Here is an 18685-nt window from a genome sequence, read left to right as displayed (position 1 = left end):
GCAGCAGGGGCTCTCAATGTTTTATGTCCTGCTCATATCGTCTCTGCTGGCAGCTTGGAACAGTCCTTAAAGCCCGCATCAATCAACTGCGGAAAGCGCATCCCAGAATGAGCGTCCAACATGGGACATAGTTTCCCTTGAGGGCCTCAACCGGAAAATGCATCCCGGAATGTTGCCGGAAAGTGGAACGTAGTTTCCCAAACGGGCCGCTAACGGAAAGTGCATCCCGCTATTGAGCTCCAAAATGGGATGCGCTTTCCGTGTCGGCAGTTCCTGGCAGCCTGGGGCTACTCATTTAAGTCTGTCCCCAATGAGTGCAATGAGTGCCCAATGACTAGTAGTAGGCCCACATGGCTTCGATTTCGTTGAGGACTTCTACGACACCCCAGCGACGGGCGCTGCGGCTGGCCGAGTTGGGGTCGTAGACTCCCACTTGATCGGCATCGTCGATGCCCCAGAGCACGATATAGTGTCCAACACTGGTAAAGGTGCCGGGACGAACCGATGCGATAATGGGCGCACCCGAGCGCAGCGCCTGGGTGATAGAGCTGCGATCGATATGGAGCTCCGTTGCGTTAAGTCCCAACTGCCACGCACCGCTCGTCATAAACGACCATTCGGTTGCACCGGTGGGGGCGTAATTGCCTGCCTCGGAAAGCGCGCACATATCGACGGGAGTCATATCGGTGCGTCCCGTCTTAAAGATATAGACCATGGTGAGGCACGTAGGCCCGCAAGCATTTTGGCGGATGGTACCGCCGGCGTAAGGCAGCTCCGACCATGCAGGGTCGATCTGATAGATATGGGGCATCGTGCCGGCTTGCCATTGCGAGCGCGGGGTCGAAAAGGCGAAAGAATAACCGGGCGCGACGGGGGCCTTGAGCAGCTTGTCCTCGGCGGTGGGCTCGAGACCGGCCGAGCCGTGGGACATACAGGAGCTCATAAGCACAAAGACCAGACAGATGAGGATAGAGCACAGTGCGAGGCAAAGCCGACGAGCCGGCAGGGCAGGGGCATTCACGTACGATGTCGAGCGGTAGGGCTTGCCGTCGCGTCCGCCTTGGGGATGCGAAAAGAAGCGGTTGATATGGCTACCGGGCTGACGTGCGCCGTTGCGGCGCAGTTGCGGAACCTCGGCTTGGCGCTGTCGAGTGCGCGCGCCCAAGCGGCTATCTTGCTGTGCGCTTGTGCCCGTGCTCGGACGGCCACTCTGCCGTGTTCTGTTTGTCTGCTGCCGAGACGAAGGCCTGGGTTGCTCTTGAGGGCGTTGCGGATTGCTGCTCGTGGCACTTCTGGGCGTCGGCGTGGTGCGGCCAGCAAGGCGAACGCTTTGTCGCCGTTGATCACCGTCGTTGTATCCGTATGCCATTCGTACCGCCTTGTCTCATGTATAACCTGTCTATCCTACAAAAAAGATGTGCAACAAATGGGTCCGCGCGTCAAAAGCTCGGTAAACGGTACGAAAGGCGCAAAACACACGGCCTCAAAAACATCTCTCTATGCGTCCGATGAGCGTACGCCCGTCGGACGGGCGACAACAATGAGCGGCAAACCGTGCCGTTCGTCCCAAAAACGGCGCCGCTCGTTTTGCAGTTCTGCCTTCGGTCGAGCCACAAGCGGCGCTGCTGTGCCAAGGCCGTATTGTAAAGCCACGAAATAAAAGCGCGCGGCAAAACAGACCGCGCAAGGGGTGACGCCAAAGAGGCGTCAATAAGGAAAGGAGGGGAACAATGGCGGACAAGAACGCAGAAGTTGCAGTCGAAGGTAACGGTGGCATGAAGAAAACGCTCTCGCTCTGGAACTTCTTCACCATCGGTTTCGGTGCCATCATCGGTACCGGTTGGGTTCTGCAGGTCGGCGACTGGATGGTCGTGGGCGGCGGTCCCGTTCCCGCTATGATCGCATTCCTCTTGGGTGCAATCTTTCTCGTGCCCGTCGGAGCTGTTTTCGGTGAGCTCACGGCTGCTATCCCCATCTCGGGCGGCATCGTCGAGTATGTCGATCGTAGCTTTGGCCGTACGATGAGCTACATCACCGGCTGGCTCCTGGCCCTGGGCAACGGCATCCTGTGCCCGTGGGAGGCCATCGCCATCTCGACCCTCGTGTCCGAGATGTTCGGCAGCCTGCCCGGCCTTGAGTGGCTGCGCGCCGTCAAGCTCTACACCATCCTGGGCGCCGACGTTTACCTGTTCCCGACGCTGATCGCGCTCGGCTTTGCAACCTACGTCATCTTCCTCAACTTCCGCGGTGCCAGCTCGGCCGCCAAGCTGCAGGCCTTCCTGACCAAGGCCCTGCTCTGCGGCATGCTGCTCGCCATGGGCGTCTCGCTGTTCACCGGCTCGCCTGACAACGCCATGCCCGTGTTCTCCCAGGTCACCGGTGCTGGCGGCGGCAAGCCTGCTACCGAGGGCACCAGCCTGTTCGCCGGTATCGTTTCGGTCCTGGTTCTGACCCCGTTCTTCTACGCCGGCTTCGACACCATTCCTCAGCAGGCTGAGGAAGCAGCCGAGGGCCTCAACTGGAACAAGTTCGGTAAGATCATCTCCCTGGCCCTGCTGGCCGCCGGCGGCTTCTACATGGTCTGCATCTACTCGTTCGGCACCATCCTCGACTGGCATGAGTTTGTTAAGAGCCCGGTTCCCGCGCTTGCCTGCCTCAAGGGCATCAACATGCTCCTGTACCTGGCCATGCTCGTCATCGCCACGCTTGGACCCATGGGCCCGATGAACTCCTTCTACGGTGCCACGAGCCGCATCATGCTCGCCATGGGCCGAAAGGGCCAGCTGCCCGAGAAGTTCGCCGAGGTCGATCCCAAGTCCGGCGCTCCCAAGCTCGCCTGCGTCGTTCTGGGCGTCATCACCGTCGTCGGTCCGTTCCTGGGCAAGAACATGCTCATCCCTCTGACCAACGTGTCGGCTCTCGCCTTCATCTTCTCCTGCGGCATGGTCGCCCTCGCTTGCCTGCGCATGCGCTTCACCGAGCCCGACCTGCCTCGTCCCTACGAGGTGCCCGGCGGCAAGTTTGGCATCAGCCTCGCTATCGTTGCCTGCGGCACCATCATTGGCCTGCTCGTGATCCCGTTCTCTCCCGCCTCCCTCAACATGGTGGAGTGGAGCATCGTGATCGGCTGGCTGGCTGTTGGTCTGGCCCTCATGGCCTTCACCAATTCCCGCAAAAAATAACGCCGAGCCGGGGCGGATCGGGTGCGCGGAGCCCTCTCTTCCGCGCACCGAACCCGGCGCCACTTGGGTAGTTTTGTGAGGCCTTAACCCAACGCGGCCTCGCCCACTATATGGATCCATAAGGAGGAACCATGTCCACTAAGTATGCAATCGTTGGCGGCAAGCTCATCGACGGTACCGGTGCCGAGCCGGTCGAGAACTCCCTCGTTCTCGTCGACGACAATGGCAAGATCGAGTACGCCGGCACTATGCAGGACCTTCCCGAGGGCGTTGAGGTTATCGACGCCGCCGGCAAGACCGTCCTTCCCGGCCTGATCGACACCCACCTGCATTTCTCGGGCAACCTGACCGACGATGACACCGACTGGGTCATGCAGCCGCTCCTCGAGAAGCAGGCCGTCGCCGTCAAGCAGGCCTACGACTGCCTCACCCACGGTCTCACCACCGTCTGCGAGATCGGCCGCTTTGGTATCCAGATCCGCGACTGCATCGACAAGGGCGTCTTCAAGGGCCCGCGCGTTCTGGCCACTGGCCTCGGCTTCTGCCGCGTTGCCGGCCACGGTGACTCCCACCACTGCAGCCAGCAGCTCAACAAGGAATCGCACCCCTGGGGCGACCAGGTCGACGGTCCTTGGGATCTGCGTAAGGCCGTCCGTCGTCGCCTGCGCGAGAACCCCGATGCCATCAAGATCTGGGCTACCGGTGGCGGCATCTGGCGCTGGGATTCCGGTCGCGACCAGCACTATTGCTCCGAGGAGATCCAGGCCGTGGTCGAAGAGGCAAAGATGGTCGGCATCCCCGTGTGGAGTCACTGCTACAACAACCACGCCGCCGCCTACGACTCCGTTCGCTTTGGCTGCGAGCAGCTGATTCACGGCTTCGATATCGATGAGCGCACCATGGACCTCATGGCCGAGCAGGGCACCTTCTTCACCCCGACGATCGCCTTCCTGCCCACCTGGTACGCCACCTATCCGCCCGTCTACGTCCCCGAGCTGCACGACAAGTACGAGGGCACCCTGGTCGAGAAGGAGCTGCAGCGCAACTACGACTGCCTGCGCGAGGCCAAGAAGCGCGGCGTCGTCATGACGATCGGCTCCGACTCCTTCTCCTTCGTCACCCCGTACGGCACCTGCTCCATCGAGGAGATGTACGAGTTCGTCGACAAGATCGGCTTCACTCCGGTCGAGACCATCACCTGCGCCACCCTCAACGGTGCCAAGATGTGCCACATCGAGGACGAGACCGGTTCCATCGAGGCCGGCAAGTGCGCCGACCTGCTGGTTGTCAACGGTGACGTCGCCGCCGACATCCACGTGCTCAACACCGACAACATGGACGTCATCATGAAGGACGGCTGGATTGTCGAGGCTGGCACCTTCGGCGAGGCAAACAAGTACGGCGCCTAAGCTACCGTTCATCGATGGCTTGATGTAAAACACAGTATTTGATTGCATAATGCAATAAAGAGGGTCGCTTGCGGCCCTCTTTATTGCTATGGGGTGCGTCAGTAAGAAGGAGATGACGGTGGATCTCAATAGGCTGATTCTGGGCAAGAGCTACAACTCTACCAAGGTCTTTCGTACCGCTCAGCATGTGGTTCAAGCCATCTTGCTCGGTATTGTCGTTCCGCTGCTTATCCTGCTGCTCATCTGGGATCTAACCGATAATCCCAATCCCGTTCCGGCCGTTGTCGTCATTGCCGGCTTGGTCATGCTGTGCTTCTTCTTCTCGTACGTCTTTGTCGTTCCCGACGACCTCACATCGAGCGCTACCGACCGTACGCTCGCCATCGCGTCGAAAATATTCGCCTACACGTCGCGCGGCCTTACGCCCGAAGCTGCCCTGGGCGCCTCTAAGATCATCCTGTCCGAAACCATCGCCTCTGCCATCTGCTTTACCGACGGCAAGCAGGTGTTGGCAAGCTGGGGCGAGGACTCGGCAAAATGCCCCGCGGGCACCCCGGTGGTGCTGCGGACCACGCTCAATGTGATCAACAGCGGTGAGCAAAGCGTGTTCTCGCGCGATGCCTCGACCGAGACGGGTGGCTACTTTCCGCGCCTGCGCGCCGGTATTGTCGCACCGCTTACCGTGCGCGGGCATTGCGTGGGCACGCTCGAGCTGTATTATCCCCGTCTGAGCAGCATCGATATGCGCCAGACGGCGCTTGCCTCGGGCTTTGCCGACCTCATTTCCACGCAGCTTGCGAGCTTTGAGCTCGAGCGTCAGGACGAGCTTACGGCCCGCGTGGAGCTGCGCGCCTTGCAATCGCAGGTCGATCCTCATTTTCTGTTTAACACCATCAGCACCATTGTGTCGCTCGTACGTACCGAGCCGGACAAGGCCAGGTCGCTGCTCATCGACTTTTCCAATTACTACCGTCAGACGCTTTCTGATTCCGATACCCTCACAACGCTCGAGCACGAGGTGGAACAGGGCACTCGCTATATCAATCTTATGCAGGCTCGTTATGGCGACGGCCGTCTGCGCGTCTCGGTCGATATCGACTTTGAGGTGCGCGACAGCCTGGTGCCGCCGTTTATCTTGCAGCCGCTGTTCGAAAACTGCATCAAGCATGCGCAGCGCGAGACCGAGCCGCTTTCTATTCATGTTAGGGCTTTCGAGACCGATGACGGTTTGGAGATCATCGTCGAGGACGACGGCATCGGTATGAGCGAAGAGGTCTGCGCGCATCTGTTTGAGCAACATCGCCGAGAGGAGCCCGAGAGCATTACCGCCGACGGCTCCGTCAAGCGAGGTTGCGGCCTGGCGCTCTTCAACGTGCTTCAGCGCATCCATTTCTTTTACGGAGAAGATTCCGGCATGCGCGTGAAGTCCCAGGAGGGCGTGGGAACGCAGGTCATCGTCGAGCTGAACGGCGAGCCGCATGAGCCCGCGCCGTTGACGGCGTAGCACGCGGTTGGATTGAGAGAAAAAGAGGGGAAGCACATATGTCCGAAGGCTGGAACATCTTGGTGGTTGATGACGAGCCCCCAATTAGGGCTGAGCTACGCTATCTATTGGAAAAGGATACGCGTGTGGGTCATATTGCCGAGGCGGGCAATGTCACCGAAGCCGTGGAGTCGATTCTGTCGAACAAGCCCGACGTGTTGTTTTTAGACATTACCATGCCCGGTCGCTCGGGAATTGAGCTTGCCGAGACGCTGCAGAACCTAAAGACGCCGCCGGTCGTGGTGTTTGTGACGGCATTTGCCGAGTATGCGGCCGATGCCTATAACCTCGATGCCGTCGATTATGTCGTCAAGCCGGTTGAGGACGCACGCCTGTCAAAGGCACTCGACAAGATCGAGGCGGCCTTGGGCGTCCGTCGTGTTATCCACGCTCCGCGCCAGCCTTTGCGTCTGACGGTGGACCGCGGGGGCAAAAAGGTGTTCATTCCCGCCGCAGACGTTTGCTACTTTGAGGCGCGCGCCGATTTTTGCAACGCCATCTGCGCCGAGGGAACGTACCTGATCAATGAGTCGATCTCTTCGCTCGAGCGTCGCTTGGACTCCGAGGGCTTTATTCGCGTTCATCGCAGCTACCTGGTCAATTTGGAAGACGTGCACAATGTTGAGATTGGCTCCACGGGGTTGATGGAGCTCAGGCTCGACCGCGTGAACTCGACGGTACCGGTGTCCCGTCGTCGTGCCGCCGAGGTCAAGTCGCACCTGGGGCTTGCGTAAGAGGCTTGCGTGCTGTCGTTTACCATCGCAGGTTTGGCATGGGCGCGCGGTGGGCATAATGGGTGGCATCGAATGAAATCGAAAGGATCATTATGCCCGCGCTTATCACCCATCATCTGTTTGGCGAGGAAAGCATCGACCGTCTTCCGCAGGGCGTCATAACGTCCGATGAAGAGCGCATTGCCTTTATCTTGGGCAACCAAGGCCCCGACCCGTTTTTCTTTCACATTCTGACACCGCGTGTTTCCGACTGCACGCTGCTGGCGCAGGTCGTGCATCGGTCGCGCATGTCTCGCCAGTTCGCGTGCCTGCGCGACGGCGTGTCGCATCTGCTGCCGCGCGACGCCAGCTTGGGTCGCGCCTTTGCGCTGGGCCTGCTGTCTCATTACGTGCTCGACCGCAACGCCCATCCCTTTGTCTATGAGCAACAGTTTGGCATCGTGGAGTCCGATTCAGAGCTTGAGGATTCGAGCAGTCAGGTCCATGCCGTGATCGAGAGCGACCTGGATGTACTGATGCTGCAGCTTAAACGCGATGGCGCTACGGTCGACGATTACCCGCCGGCGGGCGAGATCGTCACCACCGATCGCATCAATCGCGTGGCCGGCGTGCTGATGAGCTATGTTGCCGGACGCGTGTACGGCATTGACATTCCGGCGGGGGAGTACGGTGCCGCCGTTGCCAATATGCAGCGACTTTACCGCGCGATTGAGCCGGCTGGCTCCGTAAAGACGCGCGCGATCTCGTTGGTTGAGGGCTTGGTGCACGACTACTCGCTGCTCGACGGCCTTGCCCATCGCGTGACGACGGAGCTGCCCGAGCGCACCGGTAACCTGGGCCACTTGGCATGGAAGAACCCCTTTACCGATGAAGTCTCGACCGAGAGCTTCCCCGAGGTCTTTGACCGCGCGCTGCTCGATTACGAGTGCACGGTTGCCCGCTTTATCGAGACCGGCGATATGGAAGCCGTGACCAACCATGTCAATTACAGCGGTCGCGTGCTCAATGCCGATGAGGAGTTCGACCGCGAGGAATAGGGCTCATGCGTGCCCCTTTGCCGAATCCTTACCGGCGGTTCTGGACAATTGGGGTACGATGAACTAACTGCATATCGGGCGAATACGAAGGGTCCCTGTCCATGAAATACACCAAGCTCGAGCGTAACTGGGTTATGTATGATGTGGGCAATTCGGCCCTCGTGCTGCTCAATACCTCGGTGGTGCCCATTTACTTTAACGCCATCAATACCGGCGCTTCCTCGGCCGACCTGGTGGTCGCCTGGGGCAATGCGCAGACGATCGCCTCGCTGGTCATCGCCATGCTCATGCCCATTCTGGGCGCGCTTGCCGACTACGCCGGCAACAAGATCAAGTTCTTCTTGGGCTTCTTCCTCACGGGCCTGGTGCTTTGCCTGGCGCAGGCTATCCCAATGTCCGCCATGGCATTTTTGACCGTGTACGTGCTGTGCACCATCGGCCTTAACTCTTCTATGACGTTCTACGACGCCATGCTGCCCGACATTACCACCGACGAGCGCATGGACGCCGTGTCCAGCTCGGGCTATGCCTGGGGCTACATCGGTTCCACCGTGCCGTTCGTCATCTGCCTTGCGCTCATCATGGGTGGCCCCGCTCTTGGCGTCCCCACCATGCTGGCAACGCGTCTGTCGTTTATCATCACTGGTGCCTGGTGGCTCATCTTTACCCTGCCGCTCATTCGCACCTATAAGCAAAAGTACGGTCGCGAGCGCGGTCCCGAGGACACCATCGGCCACATCGTGGGCGGTGTGTTCTCCGAGGTCGGACACACCATGCGCGAGATCGCCCACAACAAGACCGTGCTGGTCTACATGATCGCGTTCTTCTTCTATATCGACGGTGTGCACACGGTCATTTCTATGGCCACCAGTTACGGATCGGCCTTGGGCATCGATTCGACGCAGCTGGTCCTGGCGCTGCTCGTCACGCAGTTTGTTGCTTTTCCGTCTGCCATCATTTACGGCAAGCTCGCCGGCCGCGTGGGCACGCTCAACATGATCTTGGTGGCAGTCGCCGCCTATATGGGCATCGTGCTCTTTGCCGCGTTCTTCCTCAAGACCGCCTTTGAATTCTGGGTGCTTGCCATTTTGGTCGGCCTGTTCCAGGGCGGCGTGCAGGCGCTCAGCCGTAGCTACTTTGGCCGCATTATTCCCAAGGAAAAGTCCAACGAGTACTACGGCTTCTTTGACATCTTTGGTCGTTATGCAAGCGTTATGGGCACCTTCCTGGTGTCGGTCGTCACCTCGCTGACCGGCAACCCGTCGCTGGGCGTCCTTTCCATTGGTGTGCTGCTGGTCGTTGGCTTTATGCTGCTGGTCCGCCTGTCCCGCATGACTCGGGCGGCAGAGCATGCCGCATAGGAGCGAGCGGCTATTGTGCCTGTCCACGGTACTCTTTTGGGGTTATCCGCAATAAACATTGCGACTTGCGAGCAATGATTTGCCCAAGTGGGTATGATGGAATCAGCTAGGTCGCGGGGCGTCGCCTGTGTTTGGCGGCGTCCCGTTTTTGTGTTGCAGGGAGGGTAAGGCATGAACGCCACGGTCGTGATTCCAACGTATTGGGCGGGCGATGACGCTTGCGCAAACGCCCCTGGCACCTATGACCATTCGACGCGACTCAACGCCGACAATCCCGAACTCGACCGCTGCCTGGCCTCGCTTGAGCAGGTACGTGACATCCCGCGCATCATCCTTTTGGTGGTCTGTCCCGTTTCTGCCACAGCCGATGTGTCGCTGCGCGTGCACGAGATTGTCGACGCGCATCCCACGCTCAAGGTCACCGTTGTCACCAACACCCAGGCCTCGCGCATCGCAGACCGGGTTGCTCAGATCGCGCCCAAGGGTTCGGGCGAGTGCGTGAGCCTGCGAGGCTACGGTGCCATCCGCAACATGGGGCTAGCTTGTGCCGCTGTGCTGGGGCATGACGCGGTTATCTTTTTGGATGACGATGAGACTGTCATCGATGCCGACTTTATGAAGCGCGCGACCTACGCGCTGGGTCAGCAGACGCGTCAGGGCCTGCCGATCTTGGTCAAGAGCGGCTATTTCTACGATCGCGACGGCTCGCCGCTGGCTCCCACGGACAAGGCGGGCATCTGCCATCGTTGGTGGACCAAGCGCATCGAGTTCAACCGTTGGATGAAAAAGGCGCTCTCGGGCACCCGCATCTCGCGCTCCAACTACGTGTGCGGCGGCCTGATGGCCCTGCACGCCCGCGCCTTTACGCGTGTGGCCTTTGACCCGTTTATCACCCGCGGCGAGGACTTGGATTACCTCTTTAACATGCGTATGTTTGGCTACGACGTGTGGTTTGATAACGAGTGGACCGTGCGCCATCTGCCTCCGGAGTCCGAAAAGCGCTCACCGCGCTTTATGCAGGATGTATACCGTTGGTACTACGAACGGGCCAAGTTGACGTTCGCCGCGCATCAAAAGGAGCTCATCCCCGTTACGGCGGCATCGCTCATGCCCTACCCGGGCCCGTGGATTTCGCGCGAGCTCGACGACCGCGTGCGCAAGACCGCTATGGTCCGCAGCGTGTTTACCCGCGAGCATGAGGGCTACCTGCGCATCTGGCGCCATGGTATCGACGAGGCAAAGGCCTATGCGCGCCAAAACGCTGCAAGCTATCTGCGTTTCCAGAGCTTTTGGCCCAAGATCATGGACGGGCTTTGGCGTGACGCACAACTGATCAGTATCCTGGAGGGGGCCGAATGATCGACCGCCGCGCCCAGCGCGATAGTTCAATATCAATCTTTCGCATCATTGCCGTTGCCTGCGCCATTTGCGTGCTGGTGTACTTTATTTTTGCCTTGGTGACCGGTATCGAGCCGATCGCCACGGTGATTGCCTGCGCGCTGCTGTGCATCTTTCTGTGCATCTTTATCTTTTTGACGCTCAATCCCGATTCGGTGCGCTCCCAGTACACCGAGGAGACGCTCTCGGTGGCCTCGGCCATGCTCGAGGACATTAAGGGCGGTCTGACGCAGGAGTCGGCGCGTTTGGTGTGCCGGCGCATTTTGCCCGAGACGCGCGCCATGACGGTGGCCATCACCGACGAGGACAACGTGCTTGCCTGCGCGGGCGAGTTTGAGGAAAAACTGCTGCCCGATACTCCCATCCACACGCTTGCCACGCGCTACGTTATCGAACATGGCATCGTGCAGTCGTTCAACCGTATGGTGGATGTCGTGGGTTCGGACGGCTCGCACAACCAAGTCCCCGCCGGCATTATCGCTCCCATCAAGGTGGGCGATCGTACCGTCGGCACGCTCAAGTTCTACTACAAGACCCCGCGCGCCGTCGACCGTACCCAGTACGCGCTTGCCTCGGGCTTTGCCGAGATCTTGTCCACGCAGCTCGCCATCCACGAGCTCGAGGTGCAAAAGGAACTCACGGCGCGCGCTGAGGTGCGTGCGCTGCAGGCGCAGATTAACCCGCACTTCCTGTTCAACACGCTGAACACCATTGCATCGTTTACGCGCACCGACCCGTTGCGGGCCCGCGAACTGCTTCGTGAGTTCTCATCGTTCTATCGTGCCACGCTCGACAACTCGGGATCGCTTATTCCGGTCTCGCGCGAGGTCGCACAGACCAAGCGCTACCTTACCTTTGAGAAGGCCCGCTTTGGCGAGGACCGCGTGCTTGCGACGTTCGATGTGTCCGAGGACGTGGAAGATACGCTGGTGCCGGCGTTCGTGATCCAGCCGATTGTCGAGAACGCCGTACGTCATGGTATGGGCGATGACGACGCCCTGAGGATCGACGTGACCGTTCACCAAGACGGCGAGGATGCAATCTTGATTGCCGTGGCCGATAATGGCGTGGGCATGGATGAGGGTACCGCCGCCAGACTGTTTGACGAGCGCTCTGCCCGTCCCGACGCCAGCTCTCCCCAGGGTGGCGGCGCCGGTGTGGCCATGCACAATATTTCGGAGCGCATCCATCGCTTTTATGGGCCGCACTCCTATACGCGTGTCGAATCGGCGCCGGGCAAGGGCACCAAAGTGCTCCTTCATCTTGATTTGTCAGAGAGCATCTTTGACATTCAAGAGTAAAATAAAAGGCTACGGGCTCAACGTCATGCGACGGATGCCCGGCGTAGTTAGTTGACGAAAGGTTTTATCCCTATGCTGCGTGCGATGATTGTGGATGATGAGGCGCCGGCTCGCTCGGAGCTTCGCTTCCTGCTCGAGCAAACGGGCAAGATCGGCACGATCACGGAGGCGTCGAGCGTCCGCTCCGCCATCGAGATGCTTATGGAAAGTCGCGTGGATGTCGTGTTTCTCGATATCTCGATGCCCGGTGCCTCGGGCCTGCAACTTGCCGAGGCGCTGCATAAGCTCAAAAATCCGCCGGCGATCGTGTTTGTGACTGCGTATAGCGACCATGCGGTCGAGGCATTCGACGTGGATGCCGTCGATTATCTGATGAAGCCGGTCGAGGAAGCTCGCTTGGATCGCGCGATCGAGAAGGTCATGCAACGCGCCAAGCCGGTTACGGACAGCAAGGTGACCATCGAGCGTATCCCGGTGGAAAAGGGCGGCCGCAAGGTGCTCATTCCCGTGGACGACATTCGCTTTATCATGGCCAAGGACGATTACTCCTGCATCTATACCGTCGATGATCGCTTTTTGTCGACGACCTCGCTGGCGCAGTTTGAGGCCAAGCTCTGCGATTTTGGCTTCTTCCGTGTTCACCGCCGCTATATCGTCAACTTGGCGTGCGTTACGGACGTCGAGACGGTGCCCTCGGGCGCCATCCAGCTGGGCATTACGGGCGTCGACGAACGCGTGCCGGTTTCGCGCCGCCGCGTCGTGCCGCTCAAGAAGGCCCTGAGTCTCTAGCACACTGGCCCCGCAGCCCTGTAGACCCATCGTCTGCGGAGCCGTGGGGCCTTTTTTGTATGTATCTGCCGAATCGTTTTTTGCGGAAGGGATCCCATGAACAGTGCAAGCGCCAAGCGCATCGACATCATCTCGGACACCCACGGCTATCTTTCGCCCGCGCTTCTGGACGAGCTCAAGGGCGCAGATCTGATCATCCACGCCGGAGACCTCACCTCAGAGATGGATTACGAGCATCTATGCACCATCGCCCCCGTGCGAGCGGTCCTAGGAAACAACGACTACTACCGCGACTACGGCCCGGATGTAGACCGTCTGGCCCTCTTCACCTACGAAGGCCTCAAATTCGCCGTAGCCCACTACCGTGAAGACCTGCCTGTGGGATCCGTAGACGTAGCCATCAACGGTCACACCCACGTAACCAAAGAAGCCCAAGTAGGCCGCTGCTTGGTACTCAACCCAGGCAGCGCCAGCTACCCCAGAGGCAGCCGAGGCCCCACCATGGCCAGAATGCTCGTAAAAGACGGCAAGATCCTGGGCACCAAATTTATTGACTTGGAGTAACCGCAACAAAAACGGGGGATGCAGATTGCGTCTCCCGTTTTTCTTTGAGCCAAAGGCCGAAGTTCAACAAGATCCATCAGACCAACCCCGCCGCGGAGCACGCGGGCTAGCCGCACAGCGGCGCACGCCCGCAAAACTGGTTGAACAATGTGACGGCAGGGAGGGTCTCCGGGGCCGGCTGGCGCGGGTTAAGTTTGTCGTGAGTTCCGCACGCAAAGGAAAGCACTTAATGTGCTTTCCGTCTTGCGCAGGACTGTAGAGCAGCAAACTTAGCCCGCGCCAGCCGGCCCCGGAGACCCTCCCGGAGGGCCCAAAAAATATTTTCAAAAAAGTTGTTGCGCACCGGACAGACTTCTGTGTATACTAATCCCCGCAGCGCACGCGAGCGGAAACAAACGCGAACGACTGCCTGGGGAGTTAGCTCAGTTTGGTTAGAGCGCCGGCCTGTCACGTCGGAGGTCGCGGGTTCGAGCCCCGTACTTCCCGCCAACGCAATTAAAGCCACGTCTTCGGACGTGGCTTTTTGCGTTTGATGCACTTTGTTTCGATAGAACGATCGCCCTGGCGCATCTTCGCCCAGAATCCCCGCGCCTTCGGGAACGCAAGTAAAATCTAATAAGTATATTTGTCTGAACAACAGCTTTGTTGCGCAACACCTGTTCAACGAGACAGGGGGTTAGGCTATACTAAATTGCACTGTAGGCCGCATCTGATGCATTTCGCTCCGAGCGCGGCGTTCAGTGGATATCCGATTTACCATTTGGATGTCCTGCGGTCATTTAGCGTCTCGACACAAGCTCGGCCCCGGAGCTCGTTCGAGCTGTTCGTATTCCTTGAAAGGGGAAAAATGGACATATCGAGGAAGACTGATTACGCCCTTCGTATGTTGGCGATGCTTGCCGAGGATCCGGAGCGTTTGCTTTCTGTTCGCACCGCTGCCGAAGAGGTCAATGTCCCGTATTCGTTTGCCCGCTCGATTCAGCACGGTTTGGTCCAGGCCGGTATTGTGGAGAGCCTGCGTGGCGTCCACGGTGGCATGCGTCTCAAGGTCAGTCCGGACGACGTTACCATTCGTCAGGTCGTCGAGGCCGTTCAGGGCCCTATGGTTATGAATGATTGCACCGCACCCGATGGCGACTGTGCGCGCATGGGCACGTGCTGCTATCATTCCCTGTGGGCCGGAGCTCAAGCATTGATGCGCGACTACCTCGATTCCGTTTCGCTCGGCGACATCGTCGCTCACCGCCAGTTCCCGGCCGTCGATCCCAAGTTCGCCGACCGCGAAGCGTTTCCCGAGTATGCCACCTGTGCGTATACATGCCGGGAGGAATAGCGCCGCATAAGGAGCATAGATATGATTCAGGACCCCTTTCGTTCGATGATTCGTTCGGAAGGGGTCCTGCGTTATCGCGACCTTCCGTGGCGCCGCACGCGCGATCCGTACATCATTTGGCTTTCCGAGGTCATGTTGCAGCAAACACAGGTGCCACGCGTGGAGACGCGTATGCCGGCGTGGCTCGATCGCTTTCCGACCGTGCAGGCGCTTGCCCAAGCCGCGCCTTCCGATGTTTTGGACGCTTGGCAGGGCATGGGCTACAACCGACGCGCTCTGGCGCTCCACAAGGCCGCTCAGCGCGTTGTGGAGGACTGGGACGGTGAGTTTCCGCGTGAGACGCGTGACTTGGTCGCTCTGCCTGGTATTGGCCCGGCAACGGCGCAAGGTATCCGGTCGTTCGCGTTTGACCTTCCAGGCGTGTATCTGGAGACCAACGTGCGCACGGTCTTTCTGCATCACTTCTTTCCCGATGTACCGGCTGTTCCCGACCGCGAGCTGGTGCCGCTGATTCAGGCGGCCTGTCCGGCGGTCCCCGGTGCGGCGACCGACGAGATCGCTCCCTTTGCCGTGCCGCTCGATGATGCCGACACGCCGCGCGCGTGGTATTACGCGTTGCTGGACTACGGCGCATATCTAAAAAAGACGTTGCCCAATCCGTCCAGGCGCTCGGCGGGCTATAGCCGTCAATCAAAGTTTGAGGGCTCACGTCGCCAAAAGCGCGCGCATATCGTGCGCATGTTGCTGGCAGCGCGCGATGGCCAACCGGCGGGGATTACGCTTGCTGATGCCGTGGTGGGCGTTAACGATATGGAAGCGGCGGCTGGGCGCGGGCCGGTCGAGCGCGAGCTTGTCGCGGGCATTCTGGCCGACCTGGAGCGTGAGGGCTTTTGCCGAGCCGAGGGCGATCGCTGGCTGAGCATTTAGCCCGTGGAAATCTGAAGAACAGGATTGTAAGGTTTAGATTTCCGACATGAGGGCATCCTAAAGACGAGGCCGCTCGAAGCCTACGGGCGGCATGCGTTGAAGGGAAGTACACCTATGGATTTTGAGAATTCCCAAACCAAGAAGAACCTCGAGACCGCTTTTGCCGGTGAGTCCCAGGCACACACCAAGTATCGCTACTATGCCTCCAAGGCAAAGAAGGACGGCTACGTTCAGATCTCGAACATCTTTGCCGAGACGGCTGGCAACGAGTCCGAGCACGCCAAACTGTGGTTTAAGTATCTGCACGATGGCGCCGTCCCCGATACCCTGGACAATCTGCGCGATGCCGCCGCGGGTGAGAACTACGAGTGGACCACGATGTACGACGAGTTTGCCAAGACCGCCGAGGAAGAGGGCTTTGCCGAGATTGCCGCAAAGTTCCGTGGTGTCGCCGCCGTCGAGAAGGCCCACGAGGAGCGCTACAACAAGCTCGTCGAGCGCATTGAGTCGGGCGAGGTGTTTGAGCGCGAGGGCGTAAAGGTGTGGAAGTGCCTGAACTGCGGACATCTGCACGTTGGTGCCGAGGCACCTGAGGTGTGCCCGGTGTGTAACCACCCCAAGGCGTACTTTGAGGAGCAGGTGGTGAACTACTAGCGCTTGGCGCTGGCTGCTGCGGAGCGCAGGGCGGGGAAATACCTTTCCCTCTCGCTCACGGCTTCGCAGAGTCGCGCGAGGCAAAGGTATTTCCCCGCCTTGCGCTCCGGCGTTGGGTCGTCGCGTGCTCGATACAGAAAAGCTGATAAAAAAGGTTGTGTGCCGCCCCTTTTTGGGGCGGCACGTTTTTGTGGGGTCCCGGTCTCCACAATTTTCGTCAAGCTATTGGTTAGATTTTGGTCAGTTGGCGTGAGGGTGGAAGGCCAAAAGATTGTTGGCGAAAAAAGCTCAGAGAAAGTGCTGGTAGGGGAGTTGTTGAGCTTTTCGACAGCTTTTGAGCAAAAGAAACTTTGTGGCTATTGCCGGCGATTGCGTTGTCGCGGTCATGGCGGTGCGGGATGCTGGTCGTAAGCGTCGAATGCTCCGATTTTGGAGGCCAGCATGGATCTGTTTCTTGAGACTCCGCAGCAACAAGCTGAGCGCATGCTGCGTCAGCAGCAACGACTCATGGAGATGCAAATACAAGGGGTTGCCAACCAGGCGCCCGTGCAAAACGTCGTGCCCGCTGCTGTACCTGCAGCTGTGCCCGGGTGTGAATCGGCGCCAGAGGCCTATTCCGTACAGCAAGATTCATATGCGCAGGAGCTCGCGTTCGACAAGCATCGTGCGCGTCGCCGTCGCTGGGCCCAGCGCCTGCGTACGTTGGCGATGATCGTGCTCATCCCGTTGGGGCTTGCGGCCATCTTTCTGGCGTCGTATGCCCTCACGTGCATCCTCAACGGTGCATCGCCCAACGAGGTGCTCCAACATCTAGCGGCCCTGGGCCAGCGCCTAGATGACGTCATAACAACCATCCGCGCCGGCTGGGAGAGCTAGCGTTTTAGCGTCCGCGGCTCTAAGAGAAATTTGTCTGCAAGGCAGTGAGTGATCCGTGTGTGTGGCGGGGTAAGATTGATCGCGGTTTTGATTGATGATCGATTGGGTTTGTTGGGCGGAGTTTATGTCTGCAATTGATATTGCACTTATTGTGATTGCTTTGGTGGCGGTGGGGGTCGCTGCGGCCTGTGCCCTGCAGCTCAAGGGCCTTCGTGCCGAGTTGCGAGAGCGTGGCGGCAACGAAGCGGAAACGCTCGCGGCACTCGAGCAGGCCAACAGCGCGCTCGATGCCCTCAACGTCGCGCTGACAGAAACCCGCCGCACGGCAAACGCCATCGCGCAGCAGCAGACGACCGATGCGGCCGTGGAGCAGCAACGCTACCTGACCATCGCGCGAGAGTTCTCGCAGGCCGGCGACCGTATGGATGACCTGCGCCGCGAGACGGCCCAACAGCTCGGCGCCAACCGCGAGGGCATCGAGCATCGCCTGGACAAGGTGCGCGAGACGGTCGATGCCCAGCTGGGCGCCATCCGCAAAGACAACAACGTGCAGCTCGATCAGATGCGTGCGACGGTGGACGAGAAGCTCTCTCGCACGCTCAACGACCGACTGTCGGCATCGTTTAAGCAGGTGAGCGACCAGCTCGAGGCCGTGTACAAGGGTCTGGGCGATATGCAATCTATCGCCACCGGCGTGGGCGACCTTAAGCGCGTGCTGGGCAACGTCAAGGCGCGTGGCATTTTGGGCGAGGTGCAGCTGGGTGCAATCCTGGCGGACATCCTCACACCCGACCAGTATCTGGAAAACGTCGCCACCAAGCCCGGCGCCTCGGAGCGCGTTGAGTTTGCCGTCAAGCTGCCGGTGGACGAGGGCGATCCCGTGCTGCTGCCGATCGACTCCAAGTTTCCGGGCGACGCGTACGAGCACCTGCTCGACGCGCAGGAGTCGGGCGATGCGGAGGCCGTGGCGGCTGCGCGCAAGACGCTCGACACCATGGTCAAGCGCGAGGCTAAAGACATCTGCGAAAAGTACCTGAGTGTGCCGACAACGACCAACTTTGGCATCATGTTCGTGCCGTTTGAGGGACTGTACGCCGAGGTCGTCAGCCGCCCCGGGCTTATCGAGACCCTGGGCCGCGACTATCACGTCAACGTAGCCGGTCCCAGCACCATGGCCGCCATTCTCAACAGCCTGCAGATGAGCTACCAGACGTTTAGGCTGCAAAAACGTACCGACGACGTACTGCGCGTGCTCTCCGCCGTCAAGGCTGAGCTGCCGCGCTATCAGGCGGCGCTGCGCCGCGCCCAGCAGCAGATCGAGACCGCGGGCAAAACGGTCGAGGGCATCATCACCACGCGCACCAACGTCATGGAGCGCAAGCTCAAGGACATCGACGCGCTGGAAGACGCGCGGGAGGCCGACGAGATTTTGGGCTTGGAGTCCGCGGACCTTCCCACAGACCAAGAAGACGAGGACTAATTGCAACAAGACGGTGGGGCACCGGCGCAAACGCGGGCGCCCCACCGCTTTTCGTATCGCACTTGTCTGAAGCGTGCTCCAATGTGCAACAATGGCG

General features: G+C 59.7%; 16 protein-coding genes and 1 tRNA gene. 16 read left to right on the top strand and 1 reads right to left on the bottom strand.

Features of this window, described 5'->3' with window-relative positions:
* Positions 1-334: 334 nt before the first annotated feature.
* Positions 335-1165 (bottom strand): C39 family peptidase, encoded by an 831-nt coding sequence (locus DWV58_RS10020; RefSeq protein ID WP_233540542.1) that lies wholly within the window; start codon positions 1163-1165, stop codon positions 335-337.
* 565 nt (positions 1166-1730) lie between these two features.
* Here DWV58_RS10020 and DWV58_RS07975 point away from each other — a divergent pair.
* From DWV58_RS07975 to rmuC, 16 genes are all read left to right on the top strand, one after another.
* The gene (locus tag DWV58_RS07975; RefSeq protein WP_117564944.1) at positions 1731-3182 is read left to right on the top strand and encodes an APC family permease; all 1452 of its coding nucleotides are present in this window, start codon (positions 1731-1733) and stop codon (positions 3180-3182) included.
* Between the two features lie 131 nt (positions 3183-3313).
* Positions 3314-4591, top strand: a complete 1278-nt coding sequence (locus DWV58_RS07970) for an amidohydrolase family protein (protein ID WP_117776755.1) — start codon at positions 3314-3316, stop codon at positions 4589-4591.
* Between the two features lie 112 nt (positions 4592-4703).
* Complete coding sequence (locus DWV58_RS07965) at positions 4704-6095, top strand: sensor histidine kinase (protein WP_117776754.1); 1392 nt, start codon at positions 4704-4706, stop codon at positions 6093-6095.
* Between the two features lie 38 nt (positions 6096-6133).
* A complete protein-coding gene (locus DWV58_RS07960) occupies positions 6134-6868 on the top strand; it encodes a LytTR family DNA-binding domain-containing protein (protein WP_117648125.1) in 735 nt (244 codons plus the stop codon).
* 92 nt (positions 6869-6960) lie between these two features.
* Entirely contained in the window at positions 6961-7905 is a 945-nt protein-coding gene (locus DWV58_RS07955; RefSeq protein ID WP_117776753.1) for a zinc dependent phospholipase C family protein, read from the top strand.
* 101 nt (positions 7906-8006) lie between these two features.
* Positions 8007-9266 carry an MFS transporter gene (locus DWV58_RS07950; RefSeq protein ID WP_117767335.1) on the top strand — a complete coding sequence of 420 codons (1260 nt, stop codon included), beginning with the start codon at positions 8007-8009 and terminating at the stop codon, positions 9264-9266.
* 171 nt (positions 9267-9437) lie between these two features.
* Positions 9438-10625, top strand: coding sequence for a glycosyltransferase (locus DWV58_RS07945; RefSeq protein ID WP_055285281.1), 1188 nt, complete (start codon positions 9438-9440; stop codon positions 10623-10625).
* Positions 10622-11965 (top strand): histidine kinase, encoded by a 1344-nt coding sequence (locus tag DWV58_RS07940; protein WP_006235157.1) that lies wholly within the window; start codon positions 10622-10624, stop codon positions 11963-11965. The genes DWV58_RS07945 and DWV58_RS07940 overlap by 4 nt, the downstream gene beginning before the upstream one ends.
* A 72-nt stretch (positions 11966-12037) precedes the next feature.
* A complete protein-coding gene (locus DWV58_RS07935; RefSeq protein ID WP_006235156.1) occupies positions 12038-12754 on the top strand; it encodes a LytTR family DNA-binding domain-containing protein in 717 nt (238 codons plus the stop codon).
* Positions 12755-12850: 96 nt separating this feature from the next.
* On the top strand, positions 12851-13318 hold the full coding sequence (locus tag DWV58_RS07930) for a YfcE family phosphodiesterase (protein WP_117776752.1): 468 nt from the start codon (positions 12851-12853) through the stop codon (positions 13316-13318).
* A 411-nt stretch (positions 13319-13729) separates the two neighbouring features.
* Positions 13730-13807: transfer RNA gene (locus tag DWV58_RS07925), tRNA-Asp, on the top strand.
* 358 nt (positions 13808-14165) lie between these two features.
* Positions 14166-14651 carry an Rrf2 family transcriptional regulator gene (locus DWV58_RS07920; RefSeq protein ID WP_117776751.1) on the top strand — a complete coding sequence of 162 codons (486 nt, stop codon included), beginning with the start codon at positions 14166-14168 and terminating at the stop codon, positions 14649-14651.
* Positions 14652-14672: 21 nt separating this feature from the next.
* Positions 14673-15578, top strand: coding sequence for an adenine glycosylase (locus DWV58_RS07915; RefSeq protein WP_117564952.1), 906 nt, complete (start codon positions 14673-14675; stop codon positions 15576-15578).
* 114 nt (positions 15579-15692) lie between these two features.
* Positions 15693-16232 carry a rubrerythrin gene (gene rbr, locus DWV58_RS07910; protein ID WP_055252097.1) on the top strand — a complete coding sequence of 180 codons (540 nt, stop codon included), beginning with the start codon at positions 15693-15695 and terminating at the stop codon, positions 16230-16232.
* Positions 16233-16673: 441 nt separating this feature from the next.
* Positions 16674-17108 (top strand): hypothetical protein, encoded by a 435-nt coding sequence (locus DWV58_RS07905; RefSeq protein ID WP_117776750.1) that lies wholly within the window; start codon positions 16674-16676, stop codon positions 17106-17108.
* A gap of 124 nt (positions 17109-17232) precedes the next feature.
* Positions 17233-18588 (top strand): DNA recombination protein RmuC, encoded by a 1356-nt coding sequence (rmuC, locus tag DWV58_RS07900; RefSeq protein ID WP_117776756.1) that lies wholly within the window; start codon positions 17233-17235, stop codon positions 18586-18588.
* Positions 18589-18685: the final 97 nt, after the last annotated feature.

Origin of the sequence: Collinsella sp. AF11-11 (assembly GCF_003465485.1) — a bacterium.
Taxonomy (GTDB): domain Bacteria; phylum Actinomycetota; class Coriobacteriia; order Coriobacteriales; family Coriobacteriaceae; genus Collinsella.
The sequence above is the reverse complement of the archived record's forward strand: the minus strand, read 5'-3'. Positions and strand labels throughout refer to the sequence as shown.